The sequence below is a fragment of the Nonomuraea sp. CA-141351 genome, assembly GCF_050944675.1.
In the GTDB taxonomy this organism is placed as follows: Bacteria; Actinomycetota; Actinomycetes; order Streptosporangiales; family Streptosporangiaceae; genus Nonomuraea.
The window spans coordinates 10,571,641-10,587,600 of sequence record NZ_CP191982.1 but is presented as its reverse complement, the minus strand read 5'-3'; the positions used below and the strand labels follow the sequence as shown (position 1 = coordinate 10,587,600).

At 69.4% G+C, this 15,960-nt stretch carries 13 protein-coding genes; 2 read left to right on the top strand and 11 right to left on the bottom strand.

Annotated elements, in window-relative coordinates; translation table 11 throughout:
• Positions 1 to 61: 61 nt before the first annotated feature.
• The 8 genes from ACQPWU_RS49655 to ACQPWU_RS49620 form a co-directional block, all read right to left on the bottom strand.
• Positions 62 to 478 (bottom strand): SDR family NAD(P)-dependent oxidoreductase, encoded by a 417-nt coding sequence (locus ACQPWU_RS49655; RefSeq protein ID WP_433433401.1) that lies wholly within the window; start codon positions 476 to 478, stop codon positions 62 to 64.
• A gap of 101 nt (positions 479 to 579) precedes the next feature.
• Complete coding sequence (locus ACQPWU_RS49650; protein WP_433433400.1) at positions 580 to 1,248, bottom strand: hypothetical protein; 669 nt, start codon at positions 1,246 to 1,248, stop codon at positions 580 to 582.
• 138 nt (positions 1,249 to 1,386) lie between these two features.
• A complete protein-coding gene (tnpC, locus tag ACQPWU_RS49645; RefSeq protein ID WP_433433398.1) occupies positions 1,387 to 2,781 on the bottom strand; it encodes an IS66 family transposase in 1,395 nt (464 codons plus the stop codon).
• 778 nt (positions 2,782 to 3,559) lie between these two features.
• The gene (locus tag ACQPWU_RS49640) at positions 3,560 to 4,099 is read right to left on the bottom strand and encodes a phospholipase (protein ID WP_433433396.1); all 540 of its coding nucleotides are present in this window, start codon (positions 4,097 to 4,099) and stop codon (positions 3,560 to 3,562) included.
• Positions 4,100 to 4,249: 150 nt separating this feature from the next.
• On the bottom strand, positions 4,250 to 4,690 hold the full coding sequence (locus ACQPWU_RS49635) for a hypothetical protein (RefSeq protein ID WP_433433394.1): 441 nt from the start codon (positions 4,688 to 4,690) through the stop codon (positions 4,250 to 4,252).
• The gene (locus ACQPWU_RS49630; RefSeq protein ID WP_433433393.1) at positions 4,687 to 7,044 is read right to left on the bottom strand and encodes a right-handed parallel beta-helix repeat-containing protein; all 2,358 of its coding nucleotides are present in this window, start codon (positions 7,042 to 7,044) and stop codon (positions 4,687 to 4,689) included. The genes ACQPWU_RS49635 and ACQPWU_RS49630 overlap by 4 nt, the downstream gene beginning before the upstream one ends.
• A gap of 18 nt (positions 7,045 to 7,062) precedes the next feature.
• A complete protein-coding gene (locus ACQPWU_RS49625; protein WP_433433391.1) occupies positions 7,063 to 7,779 on the bottom strand; it encodes a hypothetical protein in 717 nt (238 codons plus the stop codon).
• A gap of 11 nt (positions 7,780 to 7,790) precedes the next feature.
• Positions 7,791 to 8,090, bottom strand: a complete 300-nt coding sequence (locus ACQPWU_RS49620; RefSeq protein ID WP_360702176.1) for a hypothetical protein — start codon at positions 8,088 to 8,090, stop codon at positions 7,791 to 7,793.
• Between the two features lie 126 nt (positions 8,091 to 8,216).
• On the opposite strand from ACQPWU_RS49620, the gene ACQPWU_RS49615 reads away from it, so the two are divergent.
• Positions 8,217 to 8,639, top strand: coding sequence for a YbaB/EbfC family nucleoid-associated protein (locus ACQPWU_RS49615; protein WP_433433389.1), 423 nt, complete (start codon positions 8,217 to 8,219; stop codon positions 8,637 to 8,639).
• Here ACQPWU_RS49615 and ACQPWU_RS49610 read toward each other — a convergent pair.
• Positions 8,614 to 10,413: a glycoside hydrolase family 15 protein gene (locus tag ACQPWU_RS49610; protein WP_433433387.1), complete on the bottom strand. Its 1,800-nt coding sequence runs from the start codon at positions 10,411 to 10,413 to the stop codon at positions 8,614 to 8,616. The genes ACQPWU_RS49615 and ACQPWU_RS49610 overlap by 26 nt on opposite strands.
• 97 nt (positions 10,414 to 10,510) lie before the next feature.
• Between ACQPWU_RS49610 and ACQPWU_RS49605 the strand changes: the two genes are divergently transcribed.
• Positions 10,511 to 13,492: an AfsR/SARP family transcriptional regulator gene (locus tag ACQPWU_RS49605; RefSeq protein WP_433433385.1), complete on the top strand. Its 2,982-nt coding sequence runs from the start codon at positions 10,511 to 10,513 to the stop codon at positions 13,490 to 13,492.
• Here ACQPWU_RS49605 and ACQPWU_RS49600 read toward each other — a convergent pair.
• The gene (locus tag ACQPWU_RS49600) at positions 13,477 to 14,436 is read right to left on the bottom strand and encodes a hypothetical protein (protein WP_433433383.1); all 960 of its coding nucleotides are present in this window, start codon (positions 14,434 to 14,436) and stop codon (positions 13,477 to 13,479) included. The genes ACQPWU_RS49605 and ACQPWU_RS49600 overlap by 16 nt on opposite strands.
• Positions 14,433 to 15,815 carry a phenylacetate--CoA ligase family protein gene (locus tag ACQPWU_RS49595; protein ID WP_433433382.1) on the bottom strand — a complete coding sequence of 461 codons (1,383 nt, stop codon included), beginning with the start codon at positions 15,813 to 15,815 and terminating at the stop codon, positions 14,433 to 14,435. The genes ACQPWU_RS49600 and ACQPWU_RS49595 overlap by 4 nt, the downstream gene beginning before the upstream one ends.
• Positions 15,816 to 15,960 lie beyond the last annotated feature (145 nt).

Below are 15,960 nucleotides of genomic sequence, written 5' to 3'. Positions count from 1 at the left end.
CGGACAATCAGGACTCAGCGGCCGCGCCACGAGCCTGCCCTGATGACGCTCGCCGAAGACTTCAGATGAGCGTCGTCACCGCCGCCTGCAGGCCGAGCAGGGCACCGCGCAGATTCACCGCTATCGTGCGGTCCCATTCCTCCAGCGGGTAATCGAGCACCCGCCCACTGCCCCGTCCCGGCGTTGAGGTGCGCCACGTGCACGGCGCTGTGGCGGGCCACCGTCTCGTGGACCATCGCGTCGTTGTCCTGCGAGGCAACGTCCACCTGCAGCCCGGACGCTTGGCCGCCGCGATGTCCTCGGCCGTCTGTTCGGCGCATTCGGCGTCGATGTCGGCGCAGTACACCCGGGCTCCCTGGGCGGCCAGCGTCGCCGTGGACGCCGCTCCCTTCCCGGACCCGGCCCCGGTCACGATCGCCACCTTCCCGCTGAGCGGCATCCGCGCGAGCGGAACAATTCCTTGCTGTGTCGTTGTCAACGGTTGTTCCCTTTCCTGGTCGGAAGGTCCTTGGCCTGAGGCTCTTGGCCGGAGGACGGGTGAGTACTCGCGGCGATACGAACGCGGACGAGCCGAGGTTGTCACGGCTGGGCCAGCGGGATGACCCGGCGGAACTTGCCGCCGGGTGACTGCTGCGGCGGCTCCTTGGCGCGCTCCAGCGCGACGTGGTCGATCTTGTGCTCGGTGAGCAGGTGGGCGATCTCGCCGCGCACCGCCTGCCACACGCGGTCGGGGTCGGCGTTGTTCTCGGGCTGCAGGCGCACGCGCAGTGTAGAGGGCGCGGTCTGGACGACCTGGAACTGCTCGATCCCGGCAACGCGGTCCAGCAGGGTGCCGAACAGCATGGGGGAGATGTCGGCGTGCTCACCGCGCTCGGTGGGGAAGGTGAGCACGTCGGCGGCGCGGCCCTGCACCTGAAGAGCGGGAAGTGGGCTGCCGCACGGGCACGGGCACGGGTCGGGGCGGAGCAGGACGCTGTCGCCCAGATCGTAGCGCAGGATCGGCTGGATGCGGTTGGCCAGGTTGCTGATCAGCACGGTGTGCGACTGCCGGCCAGGCGGGACCGGCCGGTAGTCGACATCGACCGGTTCGACCACGGCCCAGTCGCTGGTGACGTGGTACCAGCCGTGGGCGCAGCTGAACGTGAGGAAGCCGCACTCGGTGCAGCCGTAGCTGGCTCGGACCCTGGTGTGGAACGCGGCGGCGAGCCGGGCGCGGCTGTCGGCTGTCAGCGTCTCACCATTGGTCATGACCAGCACGGGGTTGATGTGCAGGCGGCCGCCTCCTGCTCGCCGGCCAGCAGCGTGAGCATGCTCGGGAAGCCGACAAGTTCGCAGGAATCGTGTAAGCAATCAGAAGGTTCTGTGACGCTGGGTGATAGGTGCTGATCAGGCGTCGAGTGCGATCGGTGGCATCCAGAGGTTGCCGGTGAAGGCGCGGTGGATCGCCTCGAAGGCGCTCAGCCCGTGTTTGCGGGCGCTGTCGAGGTAGGAACGGACGGTCAGCCAGTGCGCGGCACCGTCTTCGGATTGATGGCAGCCGGAGATTTTCACCTGGGTCTTGACCGGGCGCAGCGCGCGCTCCCCGGTGTTGTTTGTGAACGGCACCCAGCCGGGGAAGTCGGCGAAGCGCAGCACCTCATCAGCCCGGTCCCGCAGGCGTTCCAGCAGGTTACGGGCCGGGGACTGTTTCCGCCCAGGGGCGCGGGGATGCAGCGACAGCCCGACCGCGATCCCGTGATGGAAGGATTCGAGGTAGATCCGCGCCCGCTCGGGCGGGATCTCGGCCAGTCCCTTCTCGCGGGCCTTGATGGCCTGCTTGTTCAACTCGGCCAGCGCCCACCGGATCTGCGCCGGCCACCGCTGACCGGGATGATCCTCGGCCGCCGCGGTCAGCTCCCTGACCAGATGTGCTCCGCACAGTTGGTGACGAGCGTGCGGGTAGCCGTCATACAGCGACAGCGAGTCGTGCACCAGCACCCCGCGGAACTCGGGCAGGATGCCGAGGGAGTTGCCGCCCTGGCGGGAGCGTTCGCCCAGGCCGAGCAGGGTCAGGGTGGTGGTGCAGGCCACGTGCAGCCAGCGGCGCGCCGCCCCGATCCGGGTGGTGGTCTCATCGACGTGCAGCACATGCGTGAGGGTCGGCAGCGCGCGGATCACCTTGATGCTGCCGGCGACCAGCGTGGCGGCCTCGGCCAGGATCGACGACACCCAGCCGGGCGAGACCCGGGCTCCGGTGACGTCGGCGATCAGCTGGGCGCAGCGCTCCACCGGCACGTGCTGGAACACCAGCAGATAGGCGGCGAGTGCGCGCAGGTTCGGCCCGTACGACGACGGCGCACCAGCCACCTGCTCGGGCATGTCCGCACCGGTGACAGCGCCGCACCCGCCGCACCGGCAGCGATGCGCCCGGTGCTCGGTCACCGTCACGGTGACCAGGGGAATGTCGCGGACCTGGCGGCGCGAGTAGCCGACGCTGTCGGTGGCCGACAGCTGCTTCCCGCATCCGCCGCAGGCCGCCGGGAGGTAATCCTCGACCTCGTCGGCGACCTCGGCCATGGCCAGGCCGTTGCCCGCAGCGCCGGGCTGGCGCCCCCGTGTCCGCCCGCTCTTGACCGGCGGCTGCTTCCCCGGACGGACGAAGGTGTCGCTGGACGGCGGTAACGAGGAGTTCCCCGAATTGCGGTTCTGCCGACGTTCCAGCTCGGCGACCCGGGCGCTCAGCCGCTCCACCGTTGCTTCCAGCTTCGCGATCGTCTCGCGCTGAGCCTCGATCGTGGCCATCTGCCGGACCACCAGCGATGCCAGCTCGTCATACGACGGACGGCGCTCCGGGGTCTTCGGCAGCCAAAGATCATCGCACCTCGCGGACAGCCCTCACGCCAGCAAGATCGAGGCTACTGAATGCCTACGGAATCGGAGCCTCCAAGATTCCCGGGGCATGTTCGGTGCCCGCCGTGACTGCGTCCCTGAACTCCACACTGCTTCAGAATCTAGTTGGCCAAAGGCCGCTCATCCGACCAAATCGCAGGGTCAAGGCCGTGCAATCGTCCGGCCGGTTGCTCGGTGGTTGCTCTTCGGCCATCGGTACGCACGAACACGCGACGGCATTCTGGGACATTTCGAAAGCGGCAAAACCGAACCGAGCGGTACAAGGAAGTGCATGCAGGCATCGCCTGACATGAAAGCTAGCGACTCTTAATCAGCGGGTCCGGGGTTCGAGTCCCTGGCGGCGCACTGTATGAAAACCCCAGCTCAGCGTGCTGAACTGGGGTTTCTCGGTTCTTGGAGACTCCGGTGCGGCCGCAGCCGGGCCCAGGTCCTCGCCGGCGCCGCCGACCCGCTGGTCAACCCTCTTACGAGGACCACTGCACGACGACCTGCTCAAGTTCGACACCGCCTGCACCCCTGCCTGTCAGGGGCCGACCGGCACCGCGGTCTCTGGACGGCGGTACAGGCCGAGGCCGGCTGGGGCCGCAGGGCCGCGCCCGGGCGTCCGACGGCCCTTCGGCCCGCGGCGGTTGGCGGGCGGGGATGCGACGGCATCCCCGCCCGGCCTGTTTCAGGCGTCGGCGCTCTCGGCGTTCTGGGCGTCCAGTTCCGCCTGCCGCTGCACCTGCTGGATCTGCTCGTCAGTGACGACGAGGCTTCCGAACTCCTTGACCGCCTGGTAGTACGTCCAGGCGAGGCCGTTGCAGGTGGACTTGGAGACCCCCGAGTACTTGGAGCACACCTGCTTCATGTCGAAGTAGAACGAGTCATCGATGCGTGACTTGTTCGCCGGGAACTGGCTCACGTCCTTGTAGTTGCGGTAGCCGAAGTCGTGCCGCCTGCAGGGCATCCTGAAATCGAACCCGAGCGGCTGGTCGGGGCTGCTCGAGCAGAGGTCGGTCGACCAGTCGAAGGCGTAGTCGGCCCACGCCGCCTGGTTCTCCCAGGCGGCCCGCCAGGAGCCGGCGCTGGCGGTGGTGGGCTGGGTGAATCCGGAGAGCGCGGCGAGTTTCTGCTGCAGGGTCACCGCGTGCGCCGGTAACGCGAAGCCGAGCACGGTGATCAGGGAGAGGACGACGGAGGTGAGTGCGGCGCGGGATCGTCTGGCCATGAGGACCTGGCTCCTAAGCCGAGGGGAGGGACGTCCTCACGATGACCCGAAACGGCTGGGAATGCAGAAGCAGATCTTGCTCAATTCCGGGGGAAGGCTTCGCACAGGATGGATGTTTACAAGCAGCCGATTTTCTGTCAGTGGTCGAAGTCAGCGGCCGGCCACCAGGAGGCGGATCGACCAGCCGAGTGCCCACAGCAGGAGCAGAGCCACGAGAGGGCCGCCCAGGAGGATCGTCAGCCCGGCGCCGATGTTGGCGCCGAGCGTCCCCGCGGTCACCACCCGCCAACCGGCTCCCGCGATGGCGCCCGCGGCCAGCGCCGGCAGGAGCGCCGCCCACCAGCGGCGATCGAACCGGCGGCGCCGGGAGGCCCGCACGAGCAGGGCCAGCGTGCCGGCCGCCACCAGCGCCGCCGCGATGCCGGCGGCGCGCTCGGCCCACGGATCGATGGCCGGCGGGCGGACCGCATGGTCGAGCTCGGTGCCCGGTGGGGCCGCCGCGCTCAGATCTCCCAGCAGCCACCAGACGACTACAGGGGCGGCCAGCACGCAGCCCGCCGCCGCCACCACAAGGCCCGTGTTTCTCGTCACGCCGGTCCGATGCCCTCCAAGGTGAAGTGCGTGTTCCAGTCCTTTACCCATTTCCGGCCGAATCCTTCAGCGGTGTTGAGCGGCGTGGTGGCCGCGTCGAACTTGCCCGTGCCCGGATCGAAGGCGAATTCGGCGGCGGTCTCCTTCTTGACGTCGTACGAGTCGAAGTCCGGGTTGAACGTCTTGACGCTCAGGCCACCGGCGTCGTCGGTGTAGGCGAAGTCGCCGGAGGCGATGCTCACCGACCGGGTCAGGACGTTGTGGGACGGCACGTACAGGGAGTCGGGGTCGCTCCACACATACGATTCGGTGCACTCCGTGGTGCCGATCGCGGTGCAGATCTGCCCGCTCGAGTCCGCGGGGACGTACCAGGACCGGATGTTGGGGTACTGCCGGCCGTAGTGGCGGTACCACTTCTCGACGTTCTGGCGCGTGTTGGTGAATCCGGTGCCGTCACCCATTTTGAGCATGTCGTTGAAACGCTCGACCACGACCTTGGAATTGGGCACCGGCAACTTCGGCCCGCCCTCGTGGTAGAGCTTGTCGTGCCCGACGTACGTCACGTCCTTGAACACGTTGTCGTACGCGACGTTGCTGTGCCCCGACTGGAAGAACAGCCCGTGCTGTGCTCCGTCGATGACGTTGTGGTGGACCACCATCCCCGACATCCCGTCGTCCATGTAGACGGCCTGGTTGCCGGCACGGCCCACGTTCTTGAAGAGGTTGTAGGAGATCACGTTGTTCAGGTACGTGTAGTCGCGGCCCGCGTAGATCACCCCCTGGTCCGAGGCGTGCGTCACGAGGTTCTCGAACCTGTTGTGGCTGACCTCCATGTCGTTGCCCATGATCTGGATGGCCATGTGGGGCGCGTCGTGGACATGGTTGTAGCGGAAGGTGTTGCCGACGCCGTACATGTAGCCCGCGGGGGTGTAGGTGGCGAGCTTGGAGAAGTCGTAGATCTCGTTGTGCTCCACCACGTGGTCGCCGCGCTCCAGTGAATCGCGGTTCCCGCCGGCCGTGAACACCCCGCCGCCGCCCAGGTCGTGCAGCCTGCTGTTGATCACCCTGTTGCGGTGCCCGCCCCGGCTCGTGCGGTACTCCGCGATCGCCGTGATCGCGTCGTTGGCCTCGCCGATCGCGACCGCGTCCATGCTGACGTTGAGGATCTCCAGGCCGTCGATGGTGCACGACTCCGCGTCCAGCAGGCGGACGCCGGTGCCCGTGGTGCCGTTCAGCTTCAGCCCCTTGAGCGTCACGCCCTTCACGTTCTCCAGCGTGAAGAACGGCGCGTCGAAGGAGGTGAGGCTGATGTGCTTGCCCTCGACCGTCCCGCCGGGTGGGTAGTAGTAGAGGGTGTTGCCGCCGTTCCAGCGGTCGATGTAGTACTCGCCCTCGGTGTCCAGCTCGCTCAGCACGTTCTGGGCGACGAACGACGTCCACTTGTCCGTGGCGGCGTACATCGTGGGGTAGCGGGTCTTGAGCTCGTCCCCGTTGACGGAGTCGATGCGCACGCGGTCGTTGGCGTAGTTGTTGCCGAAGTAGCCGGACAGCCAGCCGTCGGTCTCGTACTTCGTGTTGTCGGGGGTCCCGTCGGGCGGGGCCCACGTGGCGGAGTGGTCCTTGAGCGCGGGGTCGACGGTGGTGTAGACGGGACCGGGCAGCTTGAGCATGTCCGCGTAGGGCATGGTGATGCCGTCGGCGGTCTTGTCCGAGAAGTAGTCGCGGGCGCCCTTGGGCGCCACCTTGACGGTGAGGTCGGCGCGGTCCAGTTTCTCGCCGCCGTTCGGGTACTGCGCCGGCGTCTGCGCCGCGTCGTCGGTGATCAACTCGGGCGCGTACGGCTGCGGCTTCCAGTTGAACCCGTTCTTGTTGATCTGCCCGGCGGGGATGCCCTCGGCGCCCAGGTCGTAGACGTAGACCTTGTCGTGCACCGCGTCCGGGACCCGCGAACTCGACGACCACTTGGCCTCGCCCGCGGGCACGTCACTCAGTCTGCGGAACTTCTCCGGTTTGAGCGTGGTCACCCCGGCGAACTCGACCTGTTCGCCGGGGTAGGCGGCGTAGGTGACGTAGGAGTCCCGTTCGCCGCTGAGCTGGATGGTCTTGGAGGTCTGGTACACGCCGCCCCTGATGTAGACGACGCCGGGATCGCGGGCGCTCGTCCGGCCCGCGAGCGCGTCGCGGGCCTGCTCGACGGTCGCGAACGGATCCTTCTGCGTGCCGGCGGCGCCCGCTCTGCCCTCCTGGGACACGTAGACGACGGTCTTCCCGGATGGGGACGCCCAGGATAAGGGCGCCCCGGCCGGGGAGAACAGAGTGGCCGCTACGAGAACACCCAGGACTCTGCTCGGCATGCCGGCTATGACCTCCAGTTAGCGGGGCTTTTCGGGCTTTTCGGGTTGCGCGGTGGTCGCCTTCTCCTTCTTGGGCGCGATCCACTGGGTGGGCGGCGTGACCGGGATGACGGCGCGCTGAAAGTCGATCTTGGTGCCCTCGGTGGGCTGGATGTTGAAGAGCTGCCCGAGCGACTGCGAACTGGTCGCGAGCGTGGCGCCCGCCGCGCCCAGGAAGCCGACCAGGACCTTGGTCTTCTGGGCGATCATGGCGTTGGTCAGCGCGCTCAGCCGGTTGAGCAGGATCTCGCCGTACGCGCGCAGATACGGCGTGAGCTTCATGGCCTGGGCGGCGAGGATGTAGGCCATGATGGTGGCCGCCAGGACGCCGATCTCCATCCAGTAGAGCGCGTAGCGGTCGCGCACCTGGTCGACCTGCGACTCCATGTTGTAGCAGAGGCCGCTGAGCTTCTGCAGGTCGCCGCTGAACGTGGCGACGGCGTTGAGGAACTGCTCCCGGTCGTCGGCGATCCAGCCTGCCCTCGACAGGAAGACGGCGTTGCCGATGGCGTTCGGGTATTCGACCTCCAGGGCCTTGGCCAGGGAGTTCCAGTTGGCCTTGGCGTCGCCCATGCCGGGGACGTTCGCCAGCGCGGTCGCGGCGATGGTGACGCCGATCATGATGGCCGGGGCCGACCTGGCGGCCACCTTGAGCTCGTCCATCGCCGCTTTCGCGTGCAGCATCGCATAGGGCATGAGTCAGGTCCTCACTGGTAGACGACGGTGCTGGCGTCTTCCGCCGCCCGCCAGTTCTTCTTGATCGTCTCCAGGGCGTCGATCCAGTTGTGGATGGTCTCGATGGCGTCGTCGGCATAGCCCTTGACGTCGTGCCGGACGTCGTCGTACTTGCCGACCAGGATGAAGCCCAGGCTGCCGAAGCCCGGCCAGGGTACGCCGGTGCTGTCAACGGAGCCCTTGAGCCGTTCGAGGGCGGGGATGACGTATTCGTTGAGGTTGCTCTGGATGGAAGCGATCGTTGTGGACGTGACATAGATGTCCTGCGACATAACCTCTCCCCTCGTTGGCCAGCAGTTTGCAAGATCCGAAACACTGGCTTAACGCAGCATGAGGCTATCTAGTATTTTGTGGCAAGTCAGGAGTGATCTAAGTTACATTTGCGACATAGGGGGAGTATGTTGCTGGATCCGGGTGGTATCAGTCCGGAAGACCTGGAACGAGTCGCGCGGGAGGCGGATGAGGCGCTGCGGCGGCTCGCCGGCCTCCAGGAGCGGGTCAACAGCATCCGCGGCACCGGCACGGGGGCGGACGGGATGGTCGTCGTGGGGGCCGACAGCTCGGGCCGGATCGACTCGATCCAGCTCAACCCGCGCGTGATGCGCCTTGCCAGCCAGGACCTGGCGGGCGAGCTGCTCCGCGCGGTCAGCGGCGCGCAGGACGACTGCGCCCGGCAGATCCACGACCTGATGGGCGAGGCCGGCGTGGGCACCTCCGTGGATCCGGCGGCGTACGAGGCCATGGAGCGCCAGGTGAACGATGCCCACACTGCCTTCATCAAGGAAATGGAACGCTTCAGCCCAGGGCATGGTCAAGGTTGAAGGCGGCGCTGATCAGGGCCAGATGAGTGAACGCCTGGGGGAAGTTGCCGAGCTGCTCGCCCGAGCGCCCGATCTGCTCGGCGTACAGCCCGAGATGGTTGGCGTAGCTGAGGATGTTGTCGAAAACCCGGCGCGCCTCCTCCAAGCGGCCCGCCCTGGTCAGCGCCTCGACGTACCAGAAGGTGCAGATCGAGAACGTGCCCTCCTCGCCCTGCAGCCCGTCGGGGCTGACCTCGGGGTCGTAGCGGTACACCAGCGTGTCGGAGACCAGCCCCTCGGCCAGGGCGTCCAGCGTGGACAGCCACTTGGGATCGGTGGGTGAGACGAACTTGGCCAGCGGCATCATCAGCACCGACGCGTCCAGCACGTCCTCGTTGAAGTGCTGGACGAAGGCGTTCAGCGTGGGCGACCAGCCGTCGCGCATGATCTGGTGGTAGATCGCGTCGCGGGACTCGCGCCAGCGTGGCACGTCGGCCGGGAGCCCGCGGTGGATGGCCACGCGCATGGCGCGCTCCACGGCCACCCAGCACATGAGCCGGGAGTAGACGAAGTTCTTGCGGCCGCCGCGGGTCTCCCAGATGCCCTCGTCCGGCTGGTCCCAGTTGTCGCAGATCCACTCGACCAGCACGCACAGCTCGTCCCAGCGCTCGCTGGAGATGGGCTGGCCCCACTTGTTGTACAGGTAGATGGAGTCGATGAGTGCGCCGTAGATGTCCAACTGGAGCTGGCCTGCGGCGGCGTTGCCCACGCGCACCGGGGCGGATCCGCGGTAGCCCTTCAGGTGGGTGAGCTCGCGCTCGGGGAACTCGGTGCGGCCGTCGATGCCGTACATGATCTGGAGCGGGCCCGACGGCTGGACGCCGCCGGGCGTGGCGTGCTTCGACAGGAAGCTCATGAACGCCTCGGCCTCCTCGGTGAAGCCCAGCCTGAGCAGGGCGTACACGCAGAAGGCCGCGTCGCGTACCCACACGTAGCGGTAGTCCCAGTTGCGCCCGCCGCCGATCTGCTCCGGCAGGCTCGTGGTGGCGGCCGCGACGATGCCGCCGGTCGGCGCGTACGTGAGCAGCTTCAGCGTCAGCGCGGAGCGGTGCACCATCTCCCGCCAGCGGCCGCGGTAGCGGGAGGCGGACAACCAGTGCCGCCAGTACCGCACGGTGTCGCCGTACGCCTTCTCGGCCTCGAAAAGCGCGCACGATCTGCGCACGATTCCCTCGGCCGCCCGGTCGAGGGCGAAGACGGCCTGTTCACCCTCGCTGAGCTTGAACCGCGCCCGGACGTCCCGCCCGTCGCTCTCCAGAGGAACGGTGGCGGTCAGCGTCAGCGAATACGCGGACGACTCGAACACGGCCTGACCGTCGATCATGTGCACGGTGTGCGGCTCGGAGCCGTAGTCGAACCGGGGCGCCACCAGCACGCGGAACGGCAGCGCGCCGCGCACGCACAGCACCCGCCTGATCAGCCGGTGCCGGTCGGCCTCGCGCGACTCCTCCTCGACGATCGGCATGAAGTCCTGGACCTCGGCCACGCCCTCGTCGGTGAAGAACCGGGTGACCAGCACGTTCGTGTCGGGGACGTAGAACTGGGTGGTCCGCACGGGCAGGTCGGCGGCCAGTTCGAACGACCCGCCCCGCTCGTCGTCGAGGATCGAGGCGAACACGCTGGGCGCGTCGAAGCGCGGACAGCAGTACCAGTCGATCGTGCCGTCCGTGCCGACGAGGGCGACCGTCCGCAGGTCACCGATCAGCCCGTGTTCGCCGATCGGCAGATATCCCATGTCATCAAACTAGACGGGCCAAGGTCGACGGTTGCCAAAACGTTCGGCAAGGGATGTACTGCCTCGTGGGTCCGGACGGCTTCGGGGAGATGCCACAGTGGATTTCGCGGTTCTGGGACCCCTGCGCGTGCGTGGCGCGGAAGGGTCTGTCCGGCTGAGCGCCAAGCAGCGGGGCGTGCTCAGCGCCCTGCTCCTCCATCCCAATGTCGCCGTCTCCACCGAACGCCTGGTCGCCGCCGTCTGGGACGACCCGCCGCGCTCGGCGGTGGCCAACATCCAGACGTACGTCTCCCAGCTGCGCCGCACCATGCGCGGCACCGCGCTCCACCTGCACACGGAGCCTTTCGGGTACACGTGCGAGCTGACGCCCGACCGGCTCGACCTGCTCGCGTTCGAGGACTCCGTACGGCGGGCGCGGCGCGCGAGGCAGGCCGGCGAGCGCCAGAGCGCGGCGCGGGCCTACGAGGCGGCGGTGTCCCTGTGGCGGGGCAGCCCCGCGGAGGACGCCCGGCTCGGCAACGCGATGGCGCCCAGGATCGCCGAGCTGGAGGAGCAGCTCCTCATGGCCAGGTCCGAGTGGATCGACGTGCGGCTGGAGCTCGGCGGGGAAGACCTGGTGGCCGAGCTGCGCACGCTGGTCGCCGCCCACCCGCTGCGCGAGCGGCTGTGGGCACAGCTCATGCTGGCCCTGCACAGGACCGGTCGGCGCAGCGAGGCGCTGGACGCCTTCCGCCAGGCCCGCGCGGTGCTCCGCACGGAGCTGGGCCTCGAGCCGGGCCGCGAGCTGGCCGACCTGCACGCCGCCCTGCTCGCCGGCGACCCCGCGCCGATCACTGGGCCGATCACTGGGCCGATCACTGGGCCGGCCACCGGGCAGAGCGCCTCCGCCTTCCGCGCGCCGCTGTGCCGGCTCCCCGCCGACACCTCCGACTTCGTGGGCAGGCAGGCCGAGCTCGATGTGCTGCTGACGGCGGCGCGGGCCAGGGCGGACCGGATGTCGCCGCCCATCGTGGTCGTCTCGGGACTGCCGGGGGTGGGCAAGACCACGCTCGCCGTGCACGCGGCGCACCTGTTACGTCCCGACTACCCCGACGGCCAGGTCTTCCTGCGGCTGGGCCGCGACGCGGCCGGGGCGAGACGCCCTGGCGACCTGCTGGGCGAGCTGCTCAGGTCTCTGGGCGTGGACGGTACGTTGATCCCCGAGCCGCTGGAGGAGCGGGCCGGGCTGCTCAGGCAGCGCCTGGCCGACCTGGCAGTGCTCATCGTGCTCGACGACGCCCAGGACGAGACGCAGGTGCGTCACCTGCTGCCGGGCACGGCGCGGTGCTGCGTGCTGGTGACGTCCAGGTCGCGGATGCCCGTCCTGGAGGGGGCCACCCGCCTGCCACTGGACCTCCCGGGAGAGGACGACGCCCGGCTGCTGCTCGAGCGGGTGGCGGGCGGCGTCCGGCTCGGGGCGGCGCCGGAGGCCGCGGAGGCCATCTTGCTGGCGTGCGGGATGTTGCCGCTGGCGATCAGGGTGGCGGGCGCGCGGCTGGCGATCCGTCCTTCCTGGCCGGTACGCGAGTTCGCGAGCAGGCTCGAGGGCCGGCGGCTCGACGAGCTGGTCGTGGGCGGGCTTGACGTGCGCGGCACGTTCTCGGAGAGCTACGCGGCCCTGCCGGAGCCGGCGCGGCGGGCGTTCAGGCTGCTCGGGCTGGCGGATCTGGGAAGCATCGCCGAGTGGTCGGCGGCGGCGCTGCTCGGCGTGCCGGCACTCGACGCCGACGAGGCCCTGGAGACCCTGGTCGCCAGGGGAATGCTCGACGCGGGCGAGGTCGACGGGGCGGGCCAGCCGCGCTACCGGCTGCACGATCTGTTACGGGTCTACGCCGGCGAACGCGCCCAGGCCGAGGACGCTCCAGAGGAGCAGCGGGCGGCGCTGACCAGGCACGTGCTGGAGTGCTTACGCCGGATCAGGGCGGCGACCCGCGACCTGCCCATTCCGACCGCGCCGCCGTATCCGCAGTCGGAGTCTTCCGAGGGATTGGGCATCGCGTGGCTGGCCGCGGAGCGCAGGACGCTCATCCACAGCGTGTCGGCGGCCGTCGAGCTGGGGATGGCGGAAGAGGCGGCCGAGCTGGCGCACCATCTGTCCGCGTACCTGAACCTCGAGGGGTTTCTGGACGACGTCGAGCGGGTGCAGCAGGTCGTGATCGCGGCGGCGCCCAGCGAGCGGACCGCGCTGCGGGCCGAGCTGATCCTGGCGGGGGCGTCGCTGTCGCGCGGGGCCTACGGGATGGCGGGGGCGCACTTCGGCCGGTTGCATGGGGAATTTCTGAGGATCGGGGACTCGCATGGGGCCGCGTACGCGCTGATCAACCGGTCCGCGTGCCACCACGGGGCCGGGCTGTGGGAGGAGGGGCTGGACGACGCGTACCGGGCCATCGCCATGCTGGAGGAACTGGGCGACACGGGCGGGCTCGACTACGCCTGGACGTGGCCGATCTGGATCCACATGGAGCTCGGCCGGTACGGCGAGTCGGTGCGGCTCTGCCAGGAACGGCTGGCCAAGGCCGGAGACGACCCGCGGGCGCGCGGCGACCTGCTGCGGGCTCTGGGCACCGCCTGCTACCTGCGCGGCGAGGTGGCCGAGGCGGTGCGGTGCTACCAGGAAAGCCTGCTGATCAACGAGGTCATCGGGAATCGTGTTTCGGCGAGCAAGGTGCTGCGCAGGCTCGGCGAGGCGCTGGGCGCGCTCGGCCGGTTCGACGAGGCCGTCGATGCGCTGGTCCGGGCGCGGTCGCTGTTCCGCGAGTGCGGGGACGGGCTGGGGGAGGCGCTGGCCACGTACGCGCTGGGCGAGGTGCGGCTGCGGCAGGGGCGCGCATCGGAGGCGCTCGACCTGCTGGCCATCGCGCGTGATGGGCTCGGGCCCGACGGGCCGCCGGTGTGGCGGGCCCGCGTACTGAGGGAGCTCGGGCGCGCGCATGCCGAGCTGGGGGAGCGCGAGCGCGCGACCGCGGTCTGGCGCGAGTCGATCGAGCTGTTCGAGAGCGGACCTGAGAGCGTGCAAGTCGAGGCCTACCTGGCCGGCTGATGCCTGATCACGGGCACTTCCGCCACGCCGGACCGCCGCGCCGCCTGCCTCGCCCGGCCCGGCGTCGGCCCCTCGCCGACGATCCGGCCGTCGGTCAGCGCCACCCACACGCCCTCGGGGATCGTGTCGCCGAGGGCCTGTTCCACCTGCGGGCGCGACGGCGCCGGGGTGGGCAGCCTGCGCCAGAAGAGCCACTGCACGACGATGAGCGGGCCGAGCGTGGTCAGCAGCGGCACCGCGCCACTCCCGGACAGGATGGCCGTGGCCACCACGATCAGCAGCGCGGCGTCGATCCCGGCCGCCGTCCATCCGGCCCGCCTGCCGTACCGCTTGTATGCCACGAGCGGCCACAGCGCGAGCATGAGGCAGTCGCCCAGCCCGACGATCGAGGGGTCGGAGCCGTAACGGGTGGCCAGCACGGGCGCGAACGGCAGCCCGTCGAGCCGCGCGACGAAGTCCATCGTGAGTGAGCTGAGCCCGGTGGCGAGCGTGTCGTAGCAGGTCAGGGCCGCGGCCAGGGCGGCCACCTGGGCCGGGCTGATCGCCGTCTGCACCCAGAGGTTGACCACGCCGACGACCAGCACGATCACGGCCACGTCGTTCAGCACGAGGACGCCCGGCTCCCATCCGGCGAAGTACGCGGCCACGTCACCGCCGCACAGCAGCAGCGCCGCGATCGCCGCCGTCCGGCCGCCGAGCACCGGTGCCAGCGTGAGCTGCGCGATCGTGAACACCACGATGCCGAAGACCGTCACGACGATGCCGACGGGGATGTGCAGGTACGCGAACGGCATCGCCACCAGCGCCACGATCATGATCGCGATGTCGGACCCGACGAACTTGCCGACCGGCGGGCGCGGGATCTCGTACCGCGACAGGAAGAGGGCCGCCAGTGCGACCGTCAGCGCGATGAGCGCGTTCAGGCCCAGGACGTGCGCGGTCATCGGACTCCGATCGAGAGGGGAGCGGCGTGCTCGAAGCTCTGCTCGATCAGGTCCGCCCGGACGTGGCAGGGGTGCGGAAGGTCGTCGGGGGTCTCGATCAGCCTGATGCCCTTGATCTTCAGTGCCCCGGCGCGCTCCTCCAGCCGGCCGAGCAGCGCCGGATCGTCCTTACCCGACACCACGTGCAGGACTCCGTCTTCGATCGCGAACCTGGTCGGCAGCGGCAGCGCGGGCTCGGCCTGCAGCAGGTCCAGCACGTCACGGGTGGACACCTCGGCATCGACGGCGCGGCCCAGGACGCGGGAGGTCGCCGGGATCGCCGCCATCGCGCACGTGGGCGGCTCGGGCAGCGTTCTGACCAGGTCGCCGGTGACGTACCGGAGCAGCAGCGTGGTGTCACGGAAGGTGGAGTACGGGGTGATGACCAGCATGCCGGGCGCGTCCGGCCCGGCGGGCTCCATGGTGACCGGGTCGAGCACCTCGATCAGGCCCTGATCCGTGGGGAGATGCAGGTGGCCGTCGTCGCATACCCGCCCGGCGACGGGCGCGACCTCGGTCATGGAGTAGCCGTCGAAGACCTTGGCCCCCAGCGCCTCCTCGGCGCGCAGGCGCAGCGCGTCCGTGAGCACCTCGCCGCCGGACGTGATCTCGACCAGCCCGAAGTCGCGCGGGCTCCAGCCGCCGCGCTCGGCCTCCTGGACCAGCGCGGCGAGGTAGGAGGCGGTCAGGTTCAGGTGGGTGATCAGGGGCTGCTTGCCGGGGACGTGCAGCGGAGTGGCCAGGCGGTCGAGGGTGGCGCGCGGGTCGATCATGCCGAGGTGCACGAATCCCGCGCCCGTCATCGGCACCGCCCGCTCGGCCACGATCTGGGCGATGGAGCGGGAGCTGATGGCGTTGGCCCACACATGCTCGGAGCGCAGGCCGCCGTTCAACATGGCGGCGAGCGCGGCCATGTACGACATCAGCTCGACCTCGTACGCGGAGAACCACACGAGCGTGGGGCTGCCGGTCGTGCCGGTGGTGTGCGCGAGCACGGCGGGATGGGCCAGTTCGGAGACGAACGCCGCTGGCATGCCACGCAGCGCCTGCTTCGGGGTGGGCGGGACGTCGGCCAGGTTGTCCGCCTCGAGGTGGCGGTAGTACGGGACCTCCGCTTTGGCATGCTTCATCGTCCGGCGCAGGCGCCGCTTCGTGAGGTCTTCCTGGATCTCCGGATCGGCGGCGGCCAGCATGTCCTCGGAGCCCTCTCCGGGCGAGCCGAACGCCTCCATGGTCGCCCGCGTGTCCTCCACCAGGGCTCGGACGTCCCGGATCCGGAACCGCCGGCCCGACATCATCGACCACGCGTAGCCCAGTTGCCGCACCGCTGTGCCGAACACGCCTCGCCCTCCTGTCGCGATGGAGCTGTGCGTCCCCCAGGCCCGGAGCGCCCGGGGGACAACGAGCGTCAGCCGTTGAGGATGAACACCGCGGTCGACAGCGTGCTGATGGCGTACTTGGCGTACCGGCGAACAGTCTTGACCA